At 65.4% G+C, this 24154-nt stretch carries 28 protein-coding genes; 13 read left to right on the forward strand and 15 right to left on the reverse strand.

From position 1 onward, the window contains the following. Window position 1: 1 nt before the first annotated feature. The 7 genes from GQB03_RS06840 to fliF form a co-directional block, all read right to left on the reverse strand. Window positions 2-571, reverse strand: a complete 570-nt coding sequence (locus tag GQB03_RS06840) for a flagellar basal body-associated FliL family protein (RefSeq protein WP_159686486.1) — start codon at window positions 569-571, stop codon at window positions 2-4. A 92-nt stretch (window positions 572-663) separates the two neighbouring features. Continuing rightward, a complete protein-coding gene (locus GQB03_RS06845; protein WP_159686489.1) occupies window positions 664-1986 on the reverse strand; it encodes a flagellar hook-length control protein FliK in 1323 nt (440 codons plus the stop codon). A gap of 60 nt (window positions 1987-2046) precedes the next feature. Continuing rightward, window positions 2047-2496 carry a flagellar export protein FliJ gene (fliJ, locus tag GQB03_RS06850; RefSeq protein ID WP_159686492.1) on the reverse strand — a complete coding sequence of 150 codons (450 nt, stop codon included), beginning with the start codon at window positions 2494-2496 and terminating at the stop codon, window positions 2047-2049. A gap of 63 nt (window positions 2497-2559) precedes the next feature. Beyond that, the gene (fliI, locus tag GQB03_RS06855) at window positions 2560-3957 is read right to left on the reverse strand and encodes a flagellar protein export ATPase FliI (RefSeq protein ID WP_159686495.1); all 1398 of its coding nucleotides are present in this window, start codon (window positions 3955-3957) and stop codon (window positions 2560-2562) included. After that, window positions 3954-4646 carry a flagellar assembly protein FliH gene (locus tag GQB03_RS06860; protein ID WP_159686498.1) on the reverse strand — a complete coding sequence of 231 codons (693 nt, stop codon included), beginning with the start codon at window positions 4644-4646 and terminating at the stop codon, window positions 3954-3956. Before GQB03_RS06860 ends, fliI begins: the two co-directional genes overlap by 4 nt. Window positions 4647-4667: 21 nt before the next feature. After that, complete coding sequence (gene fliG, locus GQB03_RS06865; RefSeq protein WP_159686501.1) at window positions 4668-5666, reverse strand: flagellar motor switch protein FliG; 999 nt, start codon at window positions 5664-5666, stop codon at window positions 4668-4670. Further along, complete coding sequence (gene fliF, locus GQB03_RS06870; protein ID WP_159686504.1) at window positions 5653-7347, reverse strand: flagellar basal-body MS-ring/collar protein FliF; 1695 nt, start codon at window positions 7345-7347, stop codon at window positions 5653-5655. The genes fliG and fliF overlap by 14 nt, the downstream gene beginning before the upstream one ends. A gap of 160 nt (window positions 7348-7507) precedes the next feature. On the opposite strand from fliF, the gene GQB03_RS06875 reads away from it, so the two are divergent. From GQB03_RS06875 to GQB03_RS06890, 4 genes are all read left to right on the forward strand, one after another. Beyond that, window positions 7508-8662, forward strand: coding sequence for a sensor histidine kinase (locus tag GQB03_RS06875; protein WP_159686507.1), 1155 nt, complete (start codon window positions 7508-7510; stop codon window positions 8660-8662). Continuing rightward, window positions 8659-10050, forward strand: coding sequence for a sigma-54-dependent transcriptional regulator (locus GQB03_RS06880; RefSeq protein ID WP_159686509.1), 1392 nt, complete (start codon window positions 8659-8661; stop codon window positions 10048-10050). The genes GQB03_RS06875 and GQB03_RS06880 overlap by 4 nt, the downstream gene beginning before the upstream one ends. A 127-nt stretch (window positions 10051-10177) precedes the next feature. After that, on the forward strand, window positions 10178-10498 hold the full coding sequence (gene fliE / locus GQB03_RS06885; protein ID WP_159686512.1) for a flagellar hook-basal body complex protein FliE: 321 nt from the start codon (window positions 10178-10180) through the stop codon (window positions 10496-10498). Window positions 10499-10747: 249 nt separating this feature from the next. Continuing rightward, window positions 10748-11170 (forward strand): hypothetical protein, encoded by a 423-nt coding sequence (locus GQB03_RS06890; protein ID WP_159686514.1) that lies wholly within the window; start codon window positions 10748-10750, stop codon window positions 11168-11170. 44 nt (window positions 11171-11214) lie between these two features. On the opposite strand, the gene GQB03_RS06895 is transcribed toward GQB03_RS06890, so the two are convergent. Both GQB03_RS06895 and GQB03_RS06900 read right to left on the reverse strand, forming a co-directional pair. Beyond that, window positions 11215-12438 carry a CaiB/BaiF CoA transferase family protein gene (locus GQB03_RS06895; protein ID WP_159686516.1) on the reverse strand — a complete coding sequence of 408 codons (1224 nt, stop codon included), beginning with the start codon at window positions 12436-12438 and terminating at the stop codon, window positions 11215-11217. 98 nt (window positions 12439-12536) lie between these two features. Continuing rightward, window positions 12537-13724: an acyl-CoA dehydrogenase gene (locus GQB03_RS06900; protein WP_159686519.1), complete on the reverse strand. Its 1188-nt coding sequence runs from the start codon at window positions 13722-13724 to the stop codon at window positions 12537-12539. Window positions 13725-13937: 213 nt separating this feature from the next. Between GQB03_RS06900 and GQB03_RS06905 the strand changes: the two genes are divergently transcribed. Continuing rightward, the gene (locus tag GQB03_RS06905) at window positions 13938-14849 is read left to right on the forward strand and encodes a LysR family transcriptional regulator (protein ID WP_159686521.1); all 912 of its coding nucleotides are present in this window, start codon (window positions 13938-13940) and stop codon (window positions 14847-14849) included. 84 nt (window positions 14850-14933) lie between these two features. After that, a complete protein-coding gene (locus GQB03_RS06910; RefSeq protein ID WP_159686523.1) occupies window positions 14934-15569 on the forward strand; it encodes a MarC family protein in 636 nt (211 codons plus the stop codon). A 25-nt stretch (window positions 15570-15594) separates the two neighbouring features. On the opposite strand, the gene arsB is transcribed toward GQB03_RS06910, so the two are convergent. From arsB to GQB03_RS06930, 4 genes are read right to left on the reverse strand one after another with little or no spacing between them, the layout of a single operon-like run. Then, a complete protein-coding gene (gene arsB / locus GQB03_RS06915; protein ID WP_159686526.1) occupies window positions 15595-16665 on the reverse strand; it encodes an ACR3 family arsenite efflux transporter in 1071 nt (356 codons plus the stop codon). Window positions 16666-16683: 18 nt separating this feature from the next. After that, on the reverse strand, window positions 16684-17097 hold the full coding sequence (locus tag GQB03_RS06920; protein WP_159686528.1) for an arsenate reductase ArsC: 414 nt from the start codon (window positions 17095-17097) through the stop codon (window positions 16684-16686). Further along, window positions 17094-17708, reverse strand: coding sequence for an arsenate reductase ArsC (locus tag GQB03_RS06925; RefSeq protein WP_456064407.1), 615 nt, complete (start codon window positions 17706-17708; stop codon window positions 17094-17096). The genes GQB03_RS06920 and GQB03_RS06925 overlap by 4 nt, the downstream gene beginning before the upstream one ends. Further along, entirely contained in the window at window positions 17644-18009 is a 366-nt protein-coding gene (locus GQB03_RS06930) for an ArsR/SmtB family transcription factor (protein WP_159686530.1), read from the reverse strand. Before GQB03_RS06930 ends, GQB03_RS06925 begins: the two co-directional genes overlap by 65 nt. Window positions 18010-18134: 125 nt before the next feature. On the opposite strand from GQB03_RS06930, the gene GQB03_RS23415 reads away from it, so the two are divergent. The 7 genes from GQB03_RS23415 to GQB03_RS06960 all read left to right on the forward strand — a co-directional run bounded on the left by GQB03_RS23415 (window position 18135) and on the right by GQB03_RS06960 (window position 22415). After that, window positions 18135-18266 carry a hypothetical protein gene (locus GQB03_RS23415; protein ID WP_268817526.1) on the forward strand — a complete coding sequence of 44 codons (132 nt, stop codon included), beginning with the start codon at window positions 18135-18137 and terminating at the stop codon, window positions 18264-18266. 178 nt (window positions 18267-18444) lie between these two features. Further along, a complete protein-coding gene (locus GQB03_RS06935; protein ID WP_200832134.1) occupies window positions 18445-18957 on the forward strand; it encodes a peptidoglycan recognition protein family protein in 513 nt (170 codons plus the stop codon). Next, window positions 18948-19331: a hypothetical protein gene (locus GQB03_RS06940; RefSeq protein ID WP_159686532.1), complete on the forward strand. Its 384-nt coding sequence runs from the start codon at window positions 18948-18950 to the stop codon at window positions 19329-19331. Before GQB03_RS06935 ends, GQB03_RS06940 begins: the two co-directional genes overlap by 10 nt. A 216-nt stretch (window positions 19332-19547) precedes the next feature. Beyond that, complete coding sequence (locus tag GQB03_RS06945) at window positions 19548-20321, forward strand: SDR family oxidoreductase (RefSeq protein ID WP_159686534.1); 774 nt, start codon at window positions 19548-19550, stop codon at window positions 20319-20321. 170 nt (window positions 20322-20491) lie between these two features. Beyond that, a complete protein-coding gene (locus tag GQB03_RS06950) occupies window positions 20492-20761 on the forward strand; it encodes a hypothetical protein (protein ID WP_159686537.1) in 270 nt (89 codons plus the stop codon). Then, on the forward strand, window positions 20758-21387 hold the full coding sequence (locus tag GQB03_RS06955) for a DUF924 family protein (protein ID WP_200832135.1): 630 nt from the start codon (window positions 20758-20760) through the stop codon (window positions 21385-21387). The genes GQB03_RS06950 and GQB03_RS06955 overlap by 4 nt, the downstream gene beginning before the upstream one ends. Before the next feature lie 56 nt (window positions 21388-21443). After that, window positions 21444-22415: a LysR family transcriptional regulator gene (locus GQB03_RS06960; RefSeq protein WP_159686540.1), complete on the forward strand. Its 972-nt coding sequence runs from the start codon at window positions 21444-21446 to the stop codon at window positions 22413-22415. A 91-nt stretch (window positions 22416-22506) separates the two neighbouring features. On the opposite strand, the gene GQB03_RS06965 is transcribed toward GQB03_RS06960, so the two are convergent. Together GQB03_RS06965 and GQB03_RS06970 are read right to left on the reverse strand one after the other, a co-directional pair. After that, complete coding sequence (locus GQB03_RS06965) at window positions 22507-23424, reverse strand: c-type cytochrome (protein ID WP_159686543.1); 918 nt, start codon at window positions 23422-23424, stop codon at window positions 22507-22509. Next, complete coding sequence (locus GQB03_RS06970; RefSeq protein WP_235026979.1) at window positions 23421-24086, reverse strand: c-type cytochrome; 666 nt, start codon at window positions 24084-24086, stop codon at window positions 23421-23423. The genes GQB03_RS06965 and GQB03_RS06970 overlap by 4 nt, the downstream gene beginning before the upstream one ends. Window positions 24087-24154: the final 68 nt, after the last annotated feature.

Below are 24154 nucleotides of genomic sequence, written 5' to 3' on the forward strand. Positions count from 1 at the left end.
CTTACTGGATGATGAACGAGTTGAAGAGCACTGACAGGACCGGCCCCCAGGGCTCCGACGCACTGCCACGCTGACGTCTGGGCGGTTCGTATCCGAGCACGTCGTTGGCTTCGATCATGATCTCCTCGGCCAGCGCCTCGCGCCCCTCGATGTTCGAGATCTCGGACGGCAGCTTCGAGGAGAGCAACAGATTGACCCGGTGGCGGATCTCCGGCATGTAGAGCTTGAGTTCCTCGCCGACCTTTGCGTCGGACACCCGCAACACGATCACGGCCTGGAGGAAGTGGTCACCGCTCTCGCGCTGGAGATTCACGGTAAAGGCATCGAGCGGCACGAACACCGGCGGATGACCCTTGTCGATGGTCACCTTCGGCGGCTCCGGCTCGTGCGCATCGGCGGCCTGCCCCTCGTCCGCATGCTTGTTCTTGGAAAGCAGAAGGAACGCCGCGCCCCCCCCCACGACCAGCAGCAGGATCACCAGCACGATCACCAGGATCAGCATCTTCTTGCTCTTCTTGGGTGCGGGTGCGTCCCCTTCGACAGCTTCCGGTTTGGCAGGCGCCTTCGCCATTACTTACTCCTTTTCTATGCTTCGATTATCCGCATCGAACCATCACTCGAAGCCTGAAATAAGGGCCGCCAACAGCCGCTATTCGCTCGTCTTCAGGCGAAGGTGTCGATCAATCCATCACTGCGCCGCAACCACGTCTGGCTGGCGGCAACCGGGCTTTCACCCGCCATGTCGTTTCCGTAGCGTTGCCGGTAGTGCCCGCTTCCGCTGCCACCGTCGCCCCGCTGTTGCTGGGCCTGGGTATTCACGTTCGCATCGCCCAGGGCGATGCCGGCCTCGGCGAGCACCTCGCGCAAACGCGGCATTGCCTGATCCAGCGCGTCGCGTGCCGCCGGGGTGGCCGCAACGAAATGTGCGGTGGTGTGCTCGCCGGTGACGCGCAGCGACACCTCCACCCGCCCGAGATGCGGCGGCGTGAGGATCAGCTCGGCCGCACCCTCGTCGCGCCCGGCAAGCAATACAACGCGGTTTCCGACATCCTCGGCCCAACCCGGCTGACCGGCCGGGGTCGCAATGTAGGCCGGCATCGGCTGATGCGTCGCGGTACCCTGCGGCCGCGCCGTGGCACCGGGCTGCATGCTCATCTGCGCAGCGGCACCGTCGCTGCCGGTGCTGGTCGCGGTAGCGGCGGCACCGTCGGCCGCCGACGCTGACAACGCGGCGGCCTCCTTCGCGGGGAGCGCGGCGGAGGGAAGCGCATCGCCGTCGGCCTCGTGCTTGACCTGCGGAACAGTCTTGCCCGACAGCGCTGCGGCATCGGTGCCTTCCACCTTGGCCTCGACGCCCGGGAGCGTAAAGTTCTTTGCATCGGGCGCGGACGCTGCGGATGCATCCGCCGGAACACTGCCTCCTTCCGGGTCGGCGCCATCCGATGACCGCATATCGCCCCTGACGAGCAGCGCCATGGACTGCCCGGCAGCGGCCTGCCGCCCCACTGCATCCGTCGCGTCGGCCGTGGTGCCATCTGGTCCGGCGCCGGCGCTCTTCGCCACGTCGGCGGCAAGACCCGGCAACAGGGCGGCAATCCCTGCCGCCGCCTGCGCCGCACTGCCGGCATCCGTTGCCACCGCCTTGCCCGTGGTATCGGCGGTATCCCGCGCGGCAGACTCGCGGGTGGCGCCCTCTTTCTCTGCCCCGTCGGTTTTGCCCGCCTTTTCGGTCCCTTCGGGCCGCGCCGATTCCGATGGCGCAGCGGCCTTTTCACGGGGCGCCTCGCTCTCGGCTCCCCGCGCGCGGGCGGATTCCTCGCTGCGCGCGGCCTCCCGGCGGTTGGACAACTGCTGATCGAGCACCCGCGAGAAGGCATCCGTACCCTGGGCGCTACTGGCCGAGGCGTCGCGCGCCCGGCTGGCGGCACCCTGTGCGGCATTGCTCGCACTGATCTGCGGAAGCACGGTCTTGGTGATTTCAGACATCGAGGTAATCCCGGAAAGAAGGTCTCGAACGGGCTGACGCAAACTGCGTGCCACCCGGACTCACTCTTCGTCCGTGCGATCCCGGAACAACTTGGCCGAATGCTCGTCGGTGGCCCGCTGCTCGTGCCGCGCTTCCTTGCGGACCTGTTCCTGATGGTGGCGCACCGAGAGCGTATCGAATGCCTTCACCCGGTTGCGCTCGGCGATCCAGGCCTGCTGGCTGGCCGCGGTGCGCTCGCGGGCCTGTTCGACGATCTTCTGCTGCTGGGCGATCGCATCGTCGAGCCGGCCGATGAATGCGGTGAAATTGCGCCAGGCATCCGGCCCGATGCCGTTGCGCGCGGTTTCCATGAAACGCTCGGCGTATTCGGTGCGGTACTGCTGCAGTACCGCCAGCCGGCCTTCGTCTTCCTTTGCGGCACCAATCAGCTCGCCGAGCCGTCGGGCAGCGCCGTCCATCCGGTCCTTGGCCAGATCGAGCAGGGTCTGAAGGGGGAAGTTCTCGCTCATCCACGATGTCCTGTATCGGGCGGGTGACAGAAATCTTTAGGGCGGGCCCGCCACGCGGCCCATTCAACCGTTGAACAATCCCTGCAGCTTGAGCACGGATTCGTCATAACCTTCACGTTCGTCGATGCGCTGCTGGAGAAACGCTTCCAGCCTTGGATAAAGCGTCACCGCTTCGTCGAGCACCGGGTCGGATCCCGCCTGGTAGGCCCCCACGGCGATCAGATCGCGTGAACGCTGATAGCGCGAGAAAAGCTGCTTGAAGCGGCGCACCACATCGAAATGCTGGCTCTTCACGAGGTTGTGCATCGCGCGGCTGATCGACTGCTCGATATCGATCGCGGGATAGTGTCCCTGATCGGCCAGCGCGCGCGAGAGCACGAAATGGCCGTCCAGAATGGCCCGCGCCGAATCGGCGATGGGATCCTGCTGGTCATCGCCTTCGGCCAGCACGGTGTAGAAGGCGGTAATCGAGCCACCACCCTCGGCGCCGTTGCCGGCGCGCTCGACCAGTGCCGGCAGGCGCGCGAAGACGCTCGGCGGATAACCCCGGGTGACCGGTGGCTCGCCGATCGCCAGGGCGATCTCGCGCTGTGCCATGGCATAGCGGGTGAGTGAATCCATGATCAGCAGCACCTGCTTGCCCTGGTCGCGGAAATACTCGGCGACCGTGGTGGCATAGGCGGCCGCCTGAAGGCGCATCAGCGGGCTGGTGTCGGCCGGTGCGGCGACCACCACCGAGCGGGCCAAGCCGTCCTCGCCGAGGTTCTGCTCGATGAACTCCTTGACCTCGCGGCCCCGTTCACCGATCAGCCCGACCACCACCACATCGGCCGCGGTGAAGCGCGCCATCATGCCGATGAGCACCGATTTGCCGACGCCCGAGCCTGCGAAGAGGCCAACCCGCTGGCCCCTGCCCACGGTCAGCAGGCTGTTGATCGCACGGATGCCGACGTCCATCGAATAGCGGATCGGCTCGCGTTGCAACGGGTTGATCGGGCGGCTTTGCAGCGAGCGGCTGTGCGCGGTGACGAGCGCGCCGAGACCGTCGAGCGGCCGGCCGGCGCCATCGACCACCCGACCGAGCATCTCCCCGCCCACCGGCAGGTGCTTGGCGCGATCGGACGCCCGGCGCCGCGGCTCGATGCGTTCCCCCGCCTTGAGCGTGGGCTGGCTCGGATCCACTGGCAGCACCAGCGCCCCCGGCGCGAGCCCGAAGACATCGTCGGTCGGCATCATGAAGAGTTTCTCGCCGTGGAATCCGACCACCTCCGCCTCCACCGCCCCGCCGCCCGGCACCACGATGCGACAGCCCGACCCCAGCGGCAGCTTGAGTCCGGCCGCTTCCATGACGAGTCCATTGATGCGGGTGAGTCGACCCGAGAGTTCGAAGGGGCTGCTTGCACCGGCCAGCTTGCCGGCGTCGACGAGATAGTTGCGCCACACCTGTTCGCGCGCGCTCATGCCCCGTCTTCCTCCCACTCGCTGTCATTGCCCAGGTTGGCGACGATGCGCCGCCAACGCGTCTCGAGCGTCGCATCGAGCCGGCTGCCTGCCGCCTCGAGCAGGCAACCGCCCTTGCTGACCTGTTCGTCCTCGATGATGCGGTGGCCGAGGTGCGCCAGCTGTTCGCCGAGATATTCGCGCACCAGCTTCGCGTCGTCGGGGTGAAGGTGCACCATCGCGTGGCTTTGCGGCATCTGCTGCAAGGCCTCGCGGACCACCGCGAGCACGCTGTCCGGGTGGGCAGCCAGCTCCCTGCGTACCAGCTGGCGGGCGAGTTCGATGGCCAGCTCGAGCACATTGCCGGCAATCGACTCGTCGAGCGCACCGAGCGCCTTGTCGAGATCCTCGACAAGGCCGAACAAGCGCATCGCTTCCACGCGCCCGCGGGCGGTGGCCTCGTCGTAGCCGGCGTCGTAACCGGATTTGCGTGCCTCCTCGTAGATCTGCTCGATGTCCGCAGCGGTCGGCAGCTTTATCGGCGGCTCCGGCGGCGGCAGTTCTTCCTGCCGCGGCGGTTCGGGCTCCGGCTCGGGCGGCGGCGCGGTCTGTTCCACTGGCGCCGGCGCGGGTTTCTGCGGCGGCGGGTCAAAATCGGTGGGCACCCAGCGACGGTATGCGCCGACGGCCTGATGACGGGTGATGCTCATGCCGGCACCGCCTCGCCGGCGTTACAGGAAGGCATCGTCGCCTCCCTTGCCGCCCAGCACCAGCGTACCTTCCTCGGCCAGCCGGCGAACGATCTTGAGGATCTCCTTCTGCTCGGCCTCGACTTCGGAGAGTCGCACCGGCCCTTTCGATTCGAGGTCGTCCCTCAGCATCTCGGCAGCACGCTGCGACATGTTCTTGAAAATCTTCTCGCGCAGCTCCGGCGGCGCGCCCTTGAGGGCGATGATCAGCGAATCGGACTGCACCTCGCGCAGCACGCTCTGGATGCCGCGATCGTCTACATCCATGAGATTCTCGAAGACGAACATCTCGTCGAGAATCTTCTGGGCGAGGTCCGGGTCGTATTCGCGCACATTGTCGATCGTCGCGGTCTCCGCCGCCGAGCCGACGAAGTTGAGGATCTCGGCAGCATGGCGGATGCCCCCCATGGCGGCCTTCTTGACGTTGGTCGCGCCCGAGAGCATGCGGGTCAGCGCGTCATTGAGTTCCTTGAGCGCCGCCGGCTGCACGCCGTCGAGCGTGGCGATGCGCAGCACCACGTCATTGCGCAACCGGTCGGGGAAATTCTTGAGGATTTCTCCGGCCTGGTCGTATTCGAGGTGCACCAGGATGGTGGCGATGATCTGCGGATGTTCGTTCTTGATGAGATCGGCCGCCGTCGCCGCGTCCATCCACTTGAGACTCTCGATCCCGGCCGTATCCGAACCCTGCAGGACGCGCGAGATCAGATGCCCGGCGCGCTCGTCGCCAAGCGCCTTGGTCAGCATCGCCTTGATCTGCTCGTGATCGGCCTCGACCGGCTTGCCCTTGAGCGCGTGTGCGTCGAGCAGGTCGAGCACCGCCTCGACCTTGTCCCGCCCCTGCGAAGGCATGGCCGCCATCGCCGCGCCGAGTTTCTGCACCTCCCTCGGGCCGAGCATCTTGAGCACCTCGGCCGCCTCGTCGGTACCCAGCGTCATCAGCAGCAGGGCACTGCGCTCCAGTCCGTCATCGCTGCTCATTGCTTCCCATCCATTCCTTGATCAGGTTGGCGATCACCTTGGGATCGTCGCGTGCCAGCTGCCGGGCCCTGGCGAGCTTCTCTTCGAGTTTCTGCGCCGCGGCGGCTTCTGGCGTGAGCGTGACTTCGGCGCCTTCTCCACCTTCGCCTCCCTCGCCCTCGTAGCCCGCCTCGCCCTCTTCGGCCGCGGCCGCCTCGGCAGCCTCGTCTTCGGGCGATTTGGTCACGGTCTTCATGAGCGGACGAATCACGCCCAGGGCAACGAAGCCGACAACCGCAAGCAACAACAGGTACTTAACACCTTCCTTCGCAAGCGCAATGTTCTCCGGGTCCTTCCAGATCGGCAGCGCCGGCTCCTCGGTCTTCGCCACTTCGGCAAATGCGCTGCTCGCCACGTTGAGCGTGTCTCCGCGCGCCTGGTTGTACCCGACGGCCTCCTTGACGAGGTTGGTGATCCGCTCGATCTCCTGATCGCTGAGCGGCGTGGTGTCGGTGCGCCCGTTGGGCTGGGTGGTGGTGCGGTGATTCACCACCACCGCGACCGACAGGCGCTTGACCTGCCCGAGCGCGCGGCGCACATGGGCAACCGTCTTGTCGAGCTCGTAATTGATGGTGGCGTTGCGGGAACTGTTCTGCGGCAGTTGCCCGTTGGCCGCGGCCCCCGGCACCGCCGGATTGGTGATCGGCGCAGTCGCCGGCACCGGCGGCTGGTTGGTCAGTGCGCCCGGCACGCCCTGCGCGCCGGCATCGCGGCTCTGCGTCTCGGCGGTCTGCTGGCTGCGGATCGCCTGGTCCGGGGACGGATTGGGCTTGTAGGTCTCGGCAGTCTGTTCGGTCTGGTCGAAATCCACGTCTGCGGTGACCTGCGCGCGGAAATTACCCTCGCCCACCAGCGGCAGCAGAATCGTGCGAATACGATCGGCGTATCCCTTCTCGAGCTCGTCCACGTACTTGAGCTGGGTCGGGTCCAGCCCCGCCATGCGCAGCGGATCGGCTTTCTGGGTCAGCAACTTGCCGGACTGATCGACGATGCTCACCATTTCCGGCGAGAGCTGCGGCACGCTCGAGGCGACGAGGTGTACTACGCCTGCCACCTGCGCAGGATCGAGCGCCCGCCCGGGATAGAGATTCACGAACACCGAGGCGGTCGGCTTCTGTTCGTCGCGCAGGAAGGCGGTCTGCTTGGGGATGGCCAGGTGCACCCGCGCGCTCGAGACACTGGCGATAGCCTGCACCGTACGCGACAGTTCGCCCTCGAGGGCGCGCTGGAAATTGACCTGTTCGTTGAACTGCGACAGCCCGAGTTTCTGGTTCTCCATGAGTTCGAAACCTACCAGGCCGCCGCGCGGCAGCCCCTGGGCTGCCAGTCTCAGGCGCACGTCGTGCACCATGTTGCCCGGCACCAGGATGGCGCCGCCGCCCTCGGAAAAGGTGTAGGGAACGTTCTGCTGCTGCAGCGCAGTCACGATGGCCCCGCCGTCACGCTCCTCCAGATTGGAGAACAACACCTGGTAATCCGGCTTGCTGCTCCACAGCCACACCCCCACCAGCAGCGCGATCGCAAACGCCAGCGCGCCCGCACCGGCCAGCTTCTGGCGCTGCGAGAGATTGCTGAAGTTCTGCGCCATCTGCTGGAGCGGCGATGCAGGCGGAGCTGCAAGCGCTTCGTCGGCGGTAGCCATTTTGGGTTCCTTGCTCTAAAGCCTTTTCCGGGTGAGGGCATTCTGATGCCGCGCAGTCAAGCGCCATTCGGGAATAAGCGGCATTTTTTGCCGCCTATTTGCCGCTCGGCCCAGCAGGCCCGCAAGCTAATCTGCGGCCACTGCAATGGAAAATGCCGCCATGGCCACAGACAACCCGATCGCAAGCGAGGCAGCCGCCAGCACACCGGCAATCAGCGCAGCCGAGCTGACGCAGGCCTTCGCCGCGTTCAGCCGCGCTTCGGACGAGCTCTCGTCCGCCTACAACGCGCTGCAGGGACAGGTCAGCCAGCTCACCGAAAGGCTTACCGTGCTGATGGGCGCGCTGCCCGCGGGCGTCCTGGTGCTCGATCGCGAGGGTCGCATCCTCGAGGCCAACCGCGCCGCGACGCGGCTCCTCGGCGCCGCCCTCACGGGTCAGCGCTGGAGCGCGCTCGAAACCCGCCTCGACGCCACCGAAACGCCCGGCGAATGGCAGCTCGACCGCGACGAGGCGGCCCGCCGGATATCGGTGACGCGCACCAGGCTCGACTCGGGTGACGGTCACATCGTGCTGCTGCATGACATCACCGACACCCACCGCATGCGGCTCGCCACCGAGCGCAACGAGCGCCTTGCGGCCATGGGCGAGATGGTCGCGGGCCTCGCCCACCAGCTGCGCACGCCGCTGTCCGCCGCGTTGCTCTACGTCGCCAACCTCGGCAGCGTGGAACTCGGTCCGGCCGAACGGGCCAGGGTTGCCGAGCGCAGCATGGAGCGCCTGCGCCACCTCGAGCGGCTGATCCGCGACATGCTGCTGTTCGCGCGGGGCGACAGTCTCGGCCGCCAGCGCTTCAACGTCTGCGAACTTACTGCCGAACTCGCTCACACCCTTGAGCCCGTCGCCCGTGCCCGGCAGGTGGGCTTCAGTGAAGATTGCCAATGCGGCGACGCGACGCTCTACGGGGATCGCAAGTCGCTCGCCGGCGCACTCACCAACCTGCTCGAGAATGCGGTGCAGGCCACGCCGGCCGGCGGTGCGGTATCGCTCGGCGCGGTACTGGAAGGGGGCGAAGTGAGTTTCCACGTCAGCGACACCGGTTGCGGCATGGACGCGGCGCTCCAGGAGCGCATCTTCCAGCCTTTCTTCACCACCCGCGCCGAAGGCACCGGGCTCGGCCTCGCGATCGCCCGTGGCGTCGCCCGCGGCCACGGCGGCGATATCGCCATCGCCTCAGCACCCGGACGCGGCACCACCTTCACCCTCAAGCTGCCGCTCGCGGCCGAGCTCGCCGAACAGACGGAAACCCAAGCATGAGCGACAAACTCGACATCCTCGTCGTCGAAGACGACGCCGCCCTGCGCGATGCGGTGTGCCTGACGCTCGAGCTGGCGGGCCACCAGCCACTCGGTGTCGACGGCGGGCCAGCCGCACTGCAGGCACTCGAGAGGAAGGCCTTCAATCTGGTGCTGAGCGATCTGCGCATGCAGCCGATGGACGGCCTCGAACTGCTCGGCGCGATCCGCAAGCGCCTGCCGCAGCTGCCGGTGCTGCTGATGACCGCCTACGGCGACGTCGACAAGGCGGTCGCCGCAATGCGCGGTGGCGCCTGCGACTTCCTCATGAAGCCCTTCGAGCCGCAAACGCTTCTCGAACACATCAGGCGCTACGCGGTCAGCACCGCGGATCGCGATGACGCCATCGCCGAGGACCCCGTAACCCGTAACCTGCTGGCGCTCGCCGCAAGAGTCGCCGAGACCGATGCCACAGTAATGCTGTGCGGCGAGTCAGGCACCGGCAAGGAGGTCTTCGCACGCTACATCCACACCCATTCACCGCGCGCCGCCAAGCCCTTCGTCGCCATCAACTGCGCGGCGATTCCCGAAAACCTGCTCGAAGCCACGCTGTTCGGCCACGAAAAGGGCGCCTACACCGGCGCCGCCAGCGCCCAGCCTGGCAAGTTCGAACAGGCCGATGGCGGCACCATCCTGCTCGACGAAATCTCGGAGATGCCGCTCGGTCTACAGGCCAAGCTGCTGCGCGTGCTGCAGGAACGCGAAGTCGAGCGCGTCGGCGGCAAGAAACCCGTGGCGCTCGACATCCGCGTGCTCGCCACCAGCAACCGCGACATGGCCGCGGAAGTTGCCGCGGGACGCTTCCGCGAGGACCTCTATTACCGCCTCAACGTATTCCCGCTCAACATCCCAGCGTTGCGCGAGCGCCCCGGCGACATCCTGCCGTTGGCCCGCCATTTCGTCGCGCTTCATGCAGCCCGCCTCAAGCGCAGCGCCCGGCTCTCGCCCGAGGCGGAAGCACTGCTCGGCCGCTACCACTGGCCCGGCAACATCCGCGAGCTCGAGAACACCATGCAGCGCGCGCAGATCCTGGCCGGTGGCGATGCGATCGGCGCCGACACAGTGGGCCTGTGCCTGCCGCAGTGGAACCCGGCCGCAATGGGGCAGCCAGGCAGCCCCCTGCCGGCGGCAACCCCGGCGGCCCATCCGGCAATGTTTTCCGCCTCGCCGGCAAATCTTGCCGCCCAGCCGCCCGCAAACATGAAGGATCTGGAGCGCGAACACATCCTCGGTACGCTCCGCGCAGTCGGCGGATCGCGCAAGCGCGCGGTCGAAAAACTCGGCATCTCCGAGCGGACCCTACGCTACAAACTCCAGCAATACCGCGAGGAAGGCCACCCGGTGGACTGATCGCGGGCAGATTCGAGACAAGGCGTCGGCGGGTGCCGGAAGCCCCCGCGGGGGCTACATCCACTTGCTTGGCACAGGCGTTGCTTTGAGTTACCCGAAACAGCCTTGAAGGCCGGAGAAGAAAACGATGGATACCCGCGGAATCGACCAGATGCTCGGCGAATTGCGTGCCAGTTCGCAGGTTGCGGCCGGCAAGACCGCGCAGGATGCGCCCGCGGCCGGCGGCGTCGAGTTCGGCGCGGTACTGCAGAACGCACTCGACCAGGTCAGCGCCGCCCAGAAGGAAGCGCAGGGCATGGCCAAGGATTTTTCGGCCGGCGACCCGAACGTGAATATTCAGGACGTGATGGTCAATCTGCAGAAGGCCAACCTGTCCTTCCAGCAGATGGTGCAGGTCCGTAACAAGCTCGTCACCGCCTACCAGGACATCATGAACATGCCGGTCTGACCGGCATTGCAGTCTGTCCGCGCCCGGCCTCGTGCCGGGCTTTTCGTCATCTCGTACGACGCCGCGTAACCAGATGCACGCCAGCCATGCGCCCGCATGGACTACAATCCCTCCACGAACTGATTTCCGGCGGCCGGATCGCGGCCATTTGGCACGGATTTCATTGATCGCTAAGATGTCGTGACACCATTCGGGCACGCAGACGAATGCCTTGTCCGACCCGACTCAACATACCTAAGTGAAATCGTCTTGAACGAACAGGACCGAGAACTTCAACGCAGGCTTCGGGAACTACTCTCCGTTCCGGAACGGGATCGTAGCGACGAGCTGTGGGACGAGATCATCGAACTCGAGATTCAGCTTGCACCGGGCAACCGCATAGACGGCTCGAACCCGATGCGCCCGCAGGGCAAGAACATGGGCGGTGGTGGTGGCGGCGGGCGACAGGGTCGCAGCGGCGGCCGCCAGAACCGGCCGCGTGGCCCCGGTGGCGGCGGCAACGGCAATCCCAACCCGAACCAGGGCGCCCCGGGAGGCCAGTTGCCGGGTGCCGGTGGTAACCCGGCGCCCCAGGGTGGGCCACAGGGTGAAGGCCGGCCTGCCGGCGCCAACCGCAGCAAGCGCCGCAAACCCGCCAACAAGACCCCGAAACCGCCAACCCCTAGCGAATGAATACAACCGGGCACACCCGCGACGGTGCGCCCGGCAGCCTGGACTCAGATGACCTTGCGGCTTCTGAGTCCTTCGATTTCCGTTGCGCTCAGGCCAAGCAACTGCGCGAGTACCGCATCGGTGTCCTCACCGACGAGCGGCGGCGCCTTGCGGTATTCCACCGGTGTCGCCGACAGACGCATCGGACTGGCGACCTGTGGCACCTTGCCGACGAGCGGATGCTGCATGTCCACGCGCAGACCGCGCGCCTCGACCTGCGGGTCTGCGAACACATCTTCAAGCGTATTGATCGGGCCACACGGCACGCCCACCGCCTCCAGCGCTGACACCCACTCGCTTGTCGTGCGTTGCACGGTGAGGCGATTCAGCGCGGGGATCAAGGTCGCGCGGTTCTGCACCCGGGCCTTGTTGCTCGCATAGCGCGGATCGGCGGCGAGTCCGGGTTCGCCTGCCACCTCGCAGAAACGCCCGAACTGCCCGTCGTTGCCGATCGCCAGAATCATGTAGCCATCCGCGGTCGGGAAATCCTGGTAGGGCACGATGTTCGGATGCGCATTGCCCAGCCGCGTGGGCGAGCGACCGGTGGTGAGGTAGTTCATTGCCTGATTGGCCAGCGCAGCAACCTGCACGTCGAGCAGCGCCATGTCGATGTGCTGACCAAGACCGCTGCGCTCGCGCCAGAGCAAGGCGGCTTGCACCGCGTTGGCGGCGTACAGCCCGGTGAGGATATCGGTGAGCGCCACGCCGACCTTCATCGGCCCGCCACCTTGCTCCCCATCGGGCCGGCCGGTAATGCTCATCAGCCCGCCCATGCCCTGGATCAGGAAATCGTAACCGGCCCGTGCCGCATAGGGGCCGTCATGGCCGAAGCCGGTGATCGAGCAATACACCAGGCGCGGGTTGAGCTTCGACAGCGACGCATAGTCGAGGCCGTACTGCGCCAGGCCACCGAGCTTGTAGTTCTCGAGCACCACATCGGACTCGGCGGCCAAGCCGCGCACGATGCGCTGGCCCTCTTCCGAGGTGATATCCACCGTGACCGAGCGCTTGTTGCGGTTTGCGCACAGGAAGTAGGAAGCGACCGGCGTGTCCTCGCCCGCCGCATCCTTGAGGTAGGGCGGCCCCCAACTGCGGGTGTCGTCACCGGCCCCCGGCCGCTCCACCTTGATCACGTCCGCGCCGAGATCAGCGAGGATCTGCCCCGCCCAGGGGCCGGCCAGGATGCGGGAAAGATCGAGTACGCGGATGTGTGAGAGTGCACCGGGCATGGCGACCTCCTCTATCAAGATACGCACCGACTACACGCCAGTGCCGGACCCGCTGCTGTACAGACACCCGGCAGCGGGGCCTGCACAGCAGACGGCGATCAGTTGGCGAAGGCGGCAATGTCGGTGATCGCGCGGCCGAGGATCAGCGCATGCACGTCGTGGGTGCCCTCGTAGGTGTTCACCACCTCCAGGTTCACCAGGTGACGCGCCACGCAGAACTCGTCCGAGATGCCGTTGCCACCGAGCATGTCGCGCGCCGTGCGGGCAATATCCAGCGCCTTGCCGCAGGAGTTGCGCTTGATGATCGAGGTGATCTCCACCGGCGCCGTACCCTCTTCCTTCATCCGACCCACCCGCAGGCAGCTCTGCAGGCCCAGCGTGATCTCGGTGATCATGTCGGCGAGCTTCTTCTGGATGAGCTGGTTGGCCGCCAGCGGGCGGCCGAACTGCTTGCGGTCCAGGGTGTATTGACGCGCCGTCTCGTAGCAGGCCTCGGCCGCGCCGAGCGCGCCCCAGGCGATGCCGAAGCGGGCGGAGTTGAGGCAGGTGAACGGGCCCTTGAGGCCGCGCACCGTCGGGAAGGCGTTCTCTTCCGGGCAGAACACTTCGTCCATCACGATCTCGCCGGTGATCGAGGCGCGCAGGCCCACCTTGCCGTGGATCGCCGGGGCGGACAGCCCCTTCCAGCCCTTCTCGAGCACGAAGCCGCGGATCTGCCCTTCGTCGTCCTTGGCCCACACCACGAAGACGTCGGCGATCGGACTGTTGGTGATCCACATCTTGCTGCCGGACAGGCTGTAGCCACCGTCGACCTTGCGCGCACGGGTAACCATACTGCCGGGGTCGGAACCGTGGTTCGGTTCGGTGAGGCCGAAGCAGCCGACCCATTCGCCGGTGGCGAGCTTGGGCAGGTACTTGCGTTTGGTCGCTTCGTTGCCGAACTCGTTGATCGGCACCATCACCAGCGAAGACTGCACGCTCATCATCGAGCGGTAGCCCGAATCGACCCGCTCGACCTCGCGGGCGATCAGGCCGTAGGCCACGTAGCCCAGGCCGGCGCCGCCGTACTCTTCGGGGATGGTCGGGCCGAGCAGGCCGAGTTCGCCCATCTCGTTGAAGATCTCGCGGTCGGTCTTCTCGTGACGGAAGGCTTCCTGCACCCGCGGCAGCAGCCGCTCCTGGCAGTAGGCGCGCGCGGTGTCGCGGATCATCCGCTCTTCTTCGGTGAGCTGCTGGTCCAGCAGCAGCGGGTCTGCCCAGTTGAAGGTGTTCCTGTTCGAAGCCATACCTGTCTCCTCGCGTCTATCGGTGTCGGATGTCTGCCTTGCCACTTGGCAACCGCGGCCACTGTATCCCCCGCGGCAAGCTGGAGCAAACGAGAATTCAGCACCTATTTGTGCGAAAAACTCACTTCGAAGTGCGACAATCGGCCATTGGCAGCCGAGCATCAGCGGGGAAGACAGGCAACAGTTGCCATCGACACACTTCAGGAGCGCACGATGCGACGCAAGATCCCCAGCACCACGGCACTCATGGCCTTCGAACTCGCCGCGCGTCACGAGAGCTTTACCCGCGCCGCCGAAGAACTGTCGCTGACCCAGAGCGCCATCTGTCGCCAGATCGCGAGTCTGGAAGACTTCCTCGGCGTACGCCTGTTCCGCCGCACCCGCCGCGGCGTCAAGGTCACCGAGGCAGGGCTCTCCTACAGCCGGCAGATCTCGGCACGGCTCGACGCGGTGGAGCGCGACACCCTGTCGGTGATGGCCCACCACGGCCGCGGGGTGACCATCGAGCTGGCGGTGATGCCGACCTTCGCCACGCGCTGGCTGATGCCGCGCATGACCGAATTCCTCGACCGCAATCCGGACGTCACCATCAACCTCACCCCGCGCACCCGCCCCTTCCTCTTCGCCGAAACCGAGTTCGACGCGGCGCTCTACTTTGGCGATGCGGGTTGGCCCGGCACCGAAGCGCATTTCCTGATGCGCGAAAACCCGGTGCCGGTGTGCAGCGCCCGCCTCGCGCCGCCGGGGCGCAGCCTCGGCCCGGCCGACATCGCCGCCCTGCCGCTGTTGCAACAGAGCACCCGGCCTTACGCCTGGCGGCAGTGGTTCGGCTCGCTCGGCATGCAGCTGAGTCACGACATGACCGGCACCCGCCACGAACTCTTCTCGATGCTGGCGCAGGCGGCCATTCACCACATGGGGGTCGCGCTGATCCCACCCTTCCTGATCGAGGAGGAACTCTCCAGCGGCCGCCTGGTGATACCGCTGGACCACGCCTACCTGAGCGAAAAGGCCTATTACCTGATCATCCCGGAGCGCAAGGCGGAAAGCGCCACGCTAGCGGAATTCCGCGACTGGCTGCTGTCAGCGGCCAGCGACTACCGCCAGGCAGCCGGACTGGGATGAGCGCCCGTCGAGGTCAGCCGATCGGCTAAGATGTGCGACCTCGACGACGCAGCCGCGCCGTCGATCCCCGCGGGAATCCGGAACATGGAATCACTCATCAAGCCCTTCATCACCCTGCTCGCGATCGTCAATCCGATCGGTGTGGTGCCCTTCTTCATCCACTTCACCAGCAGCTTCTCGCCTGCCCACCAGGCGCGCACTGCACGCGTGGCAGCCTTTACCGCCTTTGTGGTGCTGGCGGTCAGCGCACTGCTCGGCCTCAGGATCATCGAATTCTTCGGCATCACGCTGGCGTCTTTCCAGGTGGGCGGCGGCCTGTTGCTGCTGATGAGCGCGGTGCAGATGCTGCACGCCGAACCCGCCGAATCGAAACAGCAAGACGTGGACCAGGGCGCGAACCGCGCCGACCAGGGCGCCAGCATCGCGGTGGTACCGCTCACCATTCCGCTGCTCACCGGCCCGGCCACCATCTCGACCATGGTGATCTACGCAGAGAAATCGAAACACCTGTGGGAGCTCGGCGTCCTGTTGCTCTACGCGGTCATCATCGGGCTGGTGACCTACGTGGTGTTTTCCGCGGCCGAACGCATCGGCCGCTTCCTGGGCCAGACCGGCATCGACGTGATGACCCGGCTGATGGGCCTGATCCTCGCCGCGATCGCGGTCGAGGTCATGTCGGAAGGCCTGCACCAGCTCTTCCCGGTGCTGGGCGGACGCTGAGGAGCACCCCCGGCCCGGCGCCGGATCAGATGCCTGCTTCGTACCAGCGCTTGGTGGAGATCACCATTTTCACCAGCCACAGCATCACCGGCACCTCGATGAGCACGCCCACCACGGTGGCCAGCGCGGCGCCCGAATCGAAACCGTAGAGCACGATTGCCACCGCCACCGCAAGCTCGAAGAAGTTGGACGCACCGATCATGGTCGACGGCCCGGCGATATCGTGGCGTACATGGAGCCTGCGGTTCAGCAGATAGCCCAGCGCCGCAATCAGCAGCGTCTGCAGCAGGATCGGCACCGCCAGCATGGCGATGATCGCCGGCTGGGCAATGATGGTCTGACCCTGGAAAGCGAACAGCAGCACCAGGGTCGCCAGCAGCGCGACGATGGAAAAGGGCTGGATGCCCGCCAGCGCCGCAACGAAAGCCTGCTTGCCGCGCGCCATGAGGCGGCTGCGCCAGGCATGGGCGATGGCCAGCGGAATCACGATGTACATCACCACCGACAGCAGCAGCGTCTCCCAGGGAACGGGAATCGACGACACCCCGAGCAACAGCGCGACGATCGGCGCGAAGGCCACCACCATCACCAGATCGTTCAGCGCCACCTGGGTGAGCGTGAAATTGGCATTGCCGCGGCACAGATTGCTCCACACGAACACCATCGCGGTACAGGGCGCCGCGCCGAGCAGGATCAGCCCGGCGATGTAGCTGTCGAGCTGCGCGGCCGGCAGCCACGGAGCAAACACGTGGCGGATGAAGATCCAGCCCATCAAGGCCATGGTGAAAGGCTTGATCGCCCAATTCACGAACAGCGTCACGCCGATGCTGGCCTTCTGCTGACGCACCTCATGCAAGGCGCCGAAGTCGATCTTCATGAGCATCGGGATGATCATCACCCAGATCAGCACGCCCACCGGCAGATTGACCTGCGCCACCTCCATGCGACCCACCGCCTGGAACACCGCCGGCGCAAACTTGCCCAGCACGATGCCGGCCAGAATGCACAGGAACACCCACAGCGTGAGATAGCGCTCGAAGAAACTGATCGGCGCCCCGGTCACGACCTTCCCGGTCACTTCACATTGAACGGACATCTTGCTTCCCCAACTTCTTCAAAGGCCAAGCGCTTCGCGCACCGCCGGCACCAGCCGCGAACGAATCTCGTCGCGCACCCGCTCAAAACTTTCCAGCGGCTCACCGTGCGGATCGTGAAACGGCTGATGGATGCGTGGCACCGGCCGCGGAAAGATCGGGCAGCTCTCCTTCGCGTTGTCGCACACCGTCACCACCAGGTCGATCGGCTCGTTCATGACTGCATCCACATCCTTGGGGTGAAGCCCCTCGGTGGGTAGGTCGGCAAGGCGAAGGGCGGAGATGGCCCCGTCGGCCACCTTCGGCTGCGGAATCGTGCCGGCCGAGATCGCTCGCACCTGCGCGCCAAGCTCGTGATTGAGAATCGCCTCCGCCATCTGGGAGCGACAGGAATTGCCGGTGCAAAGTACGAGTACGGTTTTCAACGTGGTCATAGGGTTTGGGTACCGGTTGGAGATGCCGCCGCTTTTTCGGCCTGGTTATCCGGATCTTGGGAATGGCCGATACCGTCGAGTTCGCGCTGGAGCGCCACTGCGCCCAGTTTCGCGAGCGGCAACGCGGTAAACAGGCCGATGCGGCAATTGAGTTGATGAAAGGCCTTCGAGATGGCATGGCGCCGAGCCGCGTCGTCACCATCGACCGCGGCGGGATCTTCGATGCCCCAGTGGGCGGTGATCGGCTGCCCCGGCCACACCGGGCAGATTTCGCCCGCGGCGTTGTCGCAGACGGTAAACACGAAATCGAGCCGCGGCGAGTCCGACTGCGCAAATTCGCCCCAACTCTTGCTGCGCAGGGATCCTGAAGGCAGCCCCTGCCTTTGCAGCCATTCCAGCGCAAACGGGTTCACGCGGCCGGTTGGATGACTGCCCGCACTGTATGCGTGAAAACGGCCCTTGCCGGCAAAATTGAGATCGCCTCGGCAAGGATGCTGCGAGCCGAATTGCCGGTACAGAGAAAAAGCACGTTGAATACACGCTCGTTCATTCACGCTCTCCCGAAGTACACGCGGCCGTACACCGCTCGTCAGTGCCATCGCCCACAGCAACCGTCGGCAGGCAGGCCTCGCCCTGGCAGCAGTTGCGGGTGAGATAGGCAATCAGCTCATCCATCGCCGCAAAATCGGCCGAATAATGGATGAAGCGGCTTTCCTTCTGCCCCTTGATCAGTCCCACCCGCGCGAGATGCGCAAGGTGAAAGGAAAGCGTTGCCGGCGCCATGCCAAGCTGCTCGCCGATCGCCCCGGCATTCACACCACCCGGCCCGGCCTCCACCAGCAGGCGGAAGATGGCAAGGCGGGATTCATGCCCCAGGGCAGCAAGTCGTTCGGCGGCGCTTAACGTTTCCATGTTTCGAATAATATCGAAATATTGCTCGCGATCAAGTGACCGTTTTGTGACGTTCGACGCAGGTGCAAGACGAGCACACCTGCTGCTCCTAGCTCTTCTGGGCCCGACATTTCGTCACGCACCGCATGAAATACCTGATCGAGGCGACCCACAACGAGCGCTTCCACACGCTCATGGATCTGCGTTTGCCCCAGTGCCGCGAACTGAGGGCGCAGCGGAATGAACTGCCGGTTCGCCACGAGGAATGGCGGTATTGACCGGGGCGAAGCCGACGGGAAGGTTTGCGGCCGTCTGCACCTGCAATCTCATTGTCATACCCTGAACCCTTCTCCAGTACCCGGCCATCCCGATGTCCAGACTTGACAGCAATGGCATGCTCGTCGCCCCGCTCAAGCGCAGCGCTATTCGCACATCGAACATGGAGCATTGGGCGATGTGCACACAATCGTGCTGCATCAGGCCGATTCATCTTCGGCACAGTCGACCTTGACTGCGTATTGGAGCGGGGGCAACGGGGCGCATTTCCTGATCGCGAAGGGTGGGCGGATCATCCAGACGGCGAGTCTCAGGATGCGTTGCTATCACGTAGGAAGGCTGTTCAGGTCTCGCTGCCTCGAACTGCGGGGCGTGCAGTGCAGGGATGCCCGTCTGGCAGAAGCAATGGCACTGGGTTGGGCGGCGCGGATCAAGGCTATCGATCAGCTCGAACGACAAAAGACCTGGCCGGACCGGTTTCCGGTAAATGGAGATTCGATTGGAATCGAACTGGTAGGGCGGCACCTCGATGACACCGCCTACGAAGCACTGACGAGCCAGCAGCTCGACAGCCTGCAATGGCTGCTTGATCAGCTCTACATCCACTTCTCGCTGGATGGCGGCGACGTGTTCAGACATCCCCTGGTGTCCTACAAGCATCCGGGCGAAGCTGCGAGCGCAACATGGCAATGACACGGCTGCTCATTGCGCTGGCTACCCTCGTGCTCGCGGCCTGCGCAACCGTCGGTGGGCGCTTCGATACGGTGCGAATCACCGACGTCTATGTTGCGGACTTCACATCGACCGCCCCCGCCGCCTGCACCACGGCGGATGTAGGCCTTTCCAACGATGCGGCGCACGCCTTCTTTCGAAGGGCGAAGCGGATGAGTGAAAAAGCCCTGGCAGACAATTACCCGCTCGCGCCGTGCAAGATCGAAGGCACGCTCCGGTACAAGGGAGCCCCCTGCGATTTCGAGATCAGCGCAGCCATGACCGGAATGGTCCGCTGTGACGCACAGCGCTGGTTCTTTGCCTGCGACGACTGCCGGGATCTGCTCGGGAAGTAGCCTGGCCCCCACGGCTGCGTTTTCCTGGGTTCATCACTCCGGCATGAACGCCTCCGGTACGCTGCCCTGCTCACCTGCCAGGTGAAAGCGCCCCGCCAGTCGCATCTGGCCGTATTGGGCGGAATCTCTGGACAGTCTATTCAGGCAGCCGCGGCTTATCTCGTCGTCATGAGTGTCTAGACTCGCATCTCCAACCAAGCATTCAAGGAGATCGCCATGGCAGACCATTCCATCAAGGGCAAGACCGTCATCATCGCCGGCGGAGCCAAGAACCTCGGTGGCCTGATCGCGCGTGACCTGGCACAGCAGGGCGCCAAGGCTGTCGTCATTCACTACAACAGCGCCAGTTCCAGGAACGACGCCGATGCGACCGTTGCCGCGGTCGAGGCCGCCGGCGCAAAGGCCGTCGCTATCCAGGCCGACCTGACGAGCGCCGGTGCGATGGAGAAACTGTTCGCCGAAGCGATCGCTGCCGTGGGCAGGCCGGACATCGCCATCAACACGGTGGGTAAGGTGCTCAAGAAGCCGATCGTCGAAATCAGCGAGGCCGAGTACGACGAGATGAGCGCGGTCAACGCCAAGACAGCCTTCTTCTTTCTCAAGGAGGCCGGCAGAAATCTCAACGACAACGGCAAGATCTGCACGCTGGTCACGTCTTTGCTTGGCGCCTTCACGCCGTTCTATGCCTCCTACGCCGGCACCAAGGCGCCGGTCGAGCATTTCACCCGCGCAGCCGCCAAGGAATTCGGCGAGCGGGGCATTTCGGTGACAGCCGTGGGCCCCGGCCCGATGGATACGCCGTTCTTCTACCCTGCCGAAGGCGCCGATGCAGTGGCCTACCACAAGACGGCCGCCGCACTTTCACCGTTCAGCAGAACCGGCCTGACCGACATCGAAGACGTGGTGCCCTTCATCCGTCACCTGGTGTCGGACGGCTGGTGGATTACCGGGCAGACGATTCTCATCAACGGCGGCTACACGACCAAGTAAGCGACTGTCCGGGATGCGCTCGATCGGTCGCGCATCCCGCTTTGGATCCGGTATCGCCGGACGTCGCGGCATCATCAACACCGGGGCAGGATCGAAGCGAGCGCGCCCGGGCGTAGTCCGCAGCAGCCCGGGGGCCCGCTCGTTGTCCCGGAAACGAAGGAGAGCTCTACATGCATGTGCTGATGGTTATTGGGGGCGGTGTGGCCCTTCTTGGCATCTTCGTCCTGTTTGGCTGGCTGTGGGGTGCGAGTGCGGCCGGCATGGCGCTGGCGGCCAGGATCTTCATACCGGCCTGGCTGCTGGTGGCGGCGGTGAATATGTGGGTGGGCGTCAGCCATGCGGGCTACAGCATGCGCGAAGAGTTTCCGATCCTGCTAATCGTATTTCTGGTGCCGGCTGCGCTCGCCGCGTTCGCCATCTGGTCCTTCTCGCAATCGTGATTCACTTCCTCCCGGCAATGTCGGGCAACGCTGCATCAAACGGCCTTCCGCGGCGGAATCGCCCCCGCGCAGATGCACGAAAACGGCATGCCGCACCGGGTGCCAGTGAAACGCTTCGCTACTGGCAAGCCGCCCGCGCAGACTGGTTCAGCCATGATGCGGCGTTCGACCGGCGTTTCCGCGAGGATTTTCTCGACCTGTATCTGTCCGCGGCAGGTCGTCGATGCGACGACTGGGCCGGTACGCCGGAAGGTGCGCTGGCCTTGCTGATCCTCCTCGATCAGTTTCCGCGCAACGCCTTTCGTGGCACGCCTCACATGTATGCGACCGACCCGCTGGCGCGGCACTTCGCGCGCGAGGCGCGTGCTGCCGGATACATGGCCGCCATCGATTCCGAGCTGAGGCTGTTTTTCTGCCTGCCCTTCGCCCACTCGGAGAATGCGGACGACCAGGACGTGTCGGTCGAGCTTAACGCGCACCTCGGGCAACCCTGGCTTGCCCATGCGCAAGGGCACCGCGACATCATCCGCCGCTTCGGCCGCTTCCCGCACCGAAACGCCATACTGGGACGTCGGACGACACACGAAGAGCAGGCCTTTCTAGAGGCGGGCGGCTTCGCCGGGTGAGGCGCAACCGACCGGACGCGGTTTCCTATCCGGTCAGGAGCATGTAAAAGGCGCAGATGGACAAGCTAGATCAGTATCGCGTTTTCGCGCAGGTTGCCGAGATGGGCAGTTTCATCAAGGCTGCCCATGCCATGGAGATGCCTCGCGCCTCGGTCTCCGCCGCCATACAGCAGCTTGAAACGACCATGGGCACCCGTCTGCTGCACCGAACGACGCGGCAGGTGCGGCTCACCTCGGACGGCGCTCAGTTGCTGGATCGCATACGCCTGTTCCTGGCGGATGCCGAAGAGATCGACCAGCTGTTTCATGCCGATCAGCGCAAGATTTCGGGCCGGCTCAACGTGGATGTGCCAAGCCGTATCGCGCGGCGCCTCGTTGCGCCCGCGGTGCCGGGCCTGCTGCGACGCTATCCGCGCCTGCAACTGGCGCTTGGCTCGACCGACCGCGCGATCGACCTGGTTCAGGAAGGCGTGGACTGTGCCGTGCGCTTCGGCCACCTCCAGGAAAGCAGCCTGGTGGTGCGCCCGCTCGGCGCCATCGCCCTGATCAACTGCGCGAGCCCCGGCTATCTGCAGGAACATGGGACGCCGACGAAGCCGGATGAGCTGGCTGAAGGTCACTGGTCGGTCGGCTACGCATCGGCCTCGACCGGGCGGGAACTGCCCTGGGAATATGTCGTCTCGGGCGAGCTGCGGGAACGCTCATTGCCCAGCCGCGTGATCGTCAATAACGCCGAGAGCTACATTGCCTGCTGCCGGTCCGGGATGGGATTGATCCAGATCCCGCGCTTCGACGTGCAGCATCTGCTCGACAAGGGAAACCTGCGGGAAGTCATGCCGGCATTCCGCCCGCCGCCGATGCAGGTGTCGCTCGTCTATCCGCACCGGCGACAACGATCGCGCCGGCTGAGCGCGTTCATCGAGTGGTTCGAAACCTTGATGCGGCCACATCTCGAGCCGGAGATCGAACCACCGGGGCGACAGTTTCCACCCGCGGCCCGGCCGGCAAGCAAGACCGATACGCGCTAGCGGGCCCGGGCGGCAGCAGCGCCGCAGACCGCCACGAAGCACGGCCCGGCGCCGGGGCCCCGAGCCGTTGCACCTTGTCAGGTCTCGCCGCTCAGTCGGTGCCCTGCCCCAGCAGCACGCCATTGACCTTCACGCCGTAGAGATTCACGCCGTCGTTGGCGTGGTAGCGCTCACGGGTCTTGTCGATCGAGCCATCGACGAGGCGCGGATCCTGCGGCCGTTCGTGGCTGTTCATGTAGGCAGCCACATGCCAGGCATCGTCATCGCTAAGCGTGCCGCCCTTGCCGAGCGGCATGTTCTGCTTGATGAAGGCCGCCGCGGTATTGATGCGGTGCATGCCGGCTCCCCAGTTGAAGGAATCCTTGCCCCACAGCGGCGGAAACACGTAGTGAGCGCCGGCCTTCTGGCCTTCGCCATTCTCGCCGTGGCAGATCGCGCAGTTCTGCGCATAGACGAGTTTGCCCTTGGCGATGTCGTAGCCGCCCTTGGGTTGGGGGATCGTCGGGTAGGCACGGCCGGGCAGCTCCTTGCCGATCGGCGCACCGGTGGACAACCAGTAGGAATAGGCGGTGAGCGCGCTCAGCACCTTGCTGTCGGTCGGTGGCGCCTTGCCATTCATGCTGAACTGGAAGCAGCCCTGCATGCGCTCGGTATAGGAATTGACCTTGTCGTTCTTCTTGCGATAGGCCGGATACATCGGGTAAGCCGCCCACAACGGCGCCGAATCGGCCTTGCGGCCCTGCTCGAGGTGGCAGTTGGTGCAGTTGAGGCCGTTGCCGACGTACTCGGCAGCGTAGGTCTGGGTGTCGACGAAGATGGCGTGGCCTTCGCGCACCAGCTTGCCGAAAGCGTTGTCCGGCAGTTCGCTCTCTCGCGGTGGCTGGAACCCTGCGGGCGCGGCCGTGGGCTTCGGGGTGAGCTGGGACTGGTCGTCCATCGCGACCCCGGCCGCAAGCGCCGGCAGGGCAAGGCTGAGGCCCAGTACGAAGAGGCTCGATTTGCGGCTCATTGCGGTGCCCCCCACTGGCCAAGGCTGGCGAAATATGCGGACACGGCCTTCACCTCGTCCTCGGTCATGGAACGGGCGATGTGGCCCATCAGCGCATGTGGATCGTTGTTGCGCGTACCCGCACGCCAAGCATTGAGCTGGGCGGCGAGATATTCGGGGGACTGCCCGGCAAGCGGCGGGAAGGTCGTGCCCACGCCCTCACCGCCCGGTCCGTGACAGGCCACGCATTCCGGGATGTTGCGGTCCCAGGCGCCGCGCAGCGCAAGTTCGGCACCCGGTCCGGCCACCGCATCGGCGCGACTGGTAGGCTTTACCGTGGGGCCCGGCATGGCCGCCAGCGTAGCGGCAACCGCTGCAATCTCGGCCTCCGACAGTGCCGCGGCAATCGGTTGCATCACCGCGTTCGCGCGGGAACCGCTGCGAAAATCATGCAGTTGCTTGGCCAGATAGACGGACGAAGTACCCGCCAATGCAGGGAAACCTGCGGCCCCAAGGCCATGGGCCTGGGGCCCGTGACAGCTGGCACAGGCCGTCGCGGCGGGATTGCTGCCGCCCTGGGTAAAGATCTTTTCGCCGTCGGCGGCGCTGGCCGCTCCCGCCGCCAGGGCAGCGAGCAGGCCAAACGGCGCAGCGCGCCGGAATACTGCGCTGAGTGTGTTCAAGGTCCTCTCCGTGGGAAGGCGCGACGCCTGGCCGCGCTCGTTTTCTTATCGGAACATCCGCAAGGCGC

The sequence above is a fragment of the Cognatazoarcus halotolerans genome (assembly GCF_009800965.1).
GTDB lineage: Bacteria > Pseudomonadota > Gammaproteobacteria > Burkholderiales > Rhodocyclaceae > Cognatazoarcus > Cognatazoarcus halotolerans.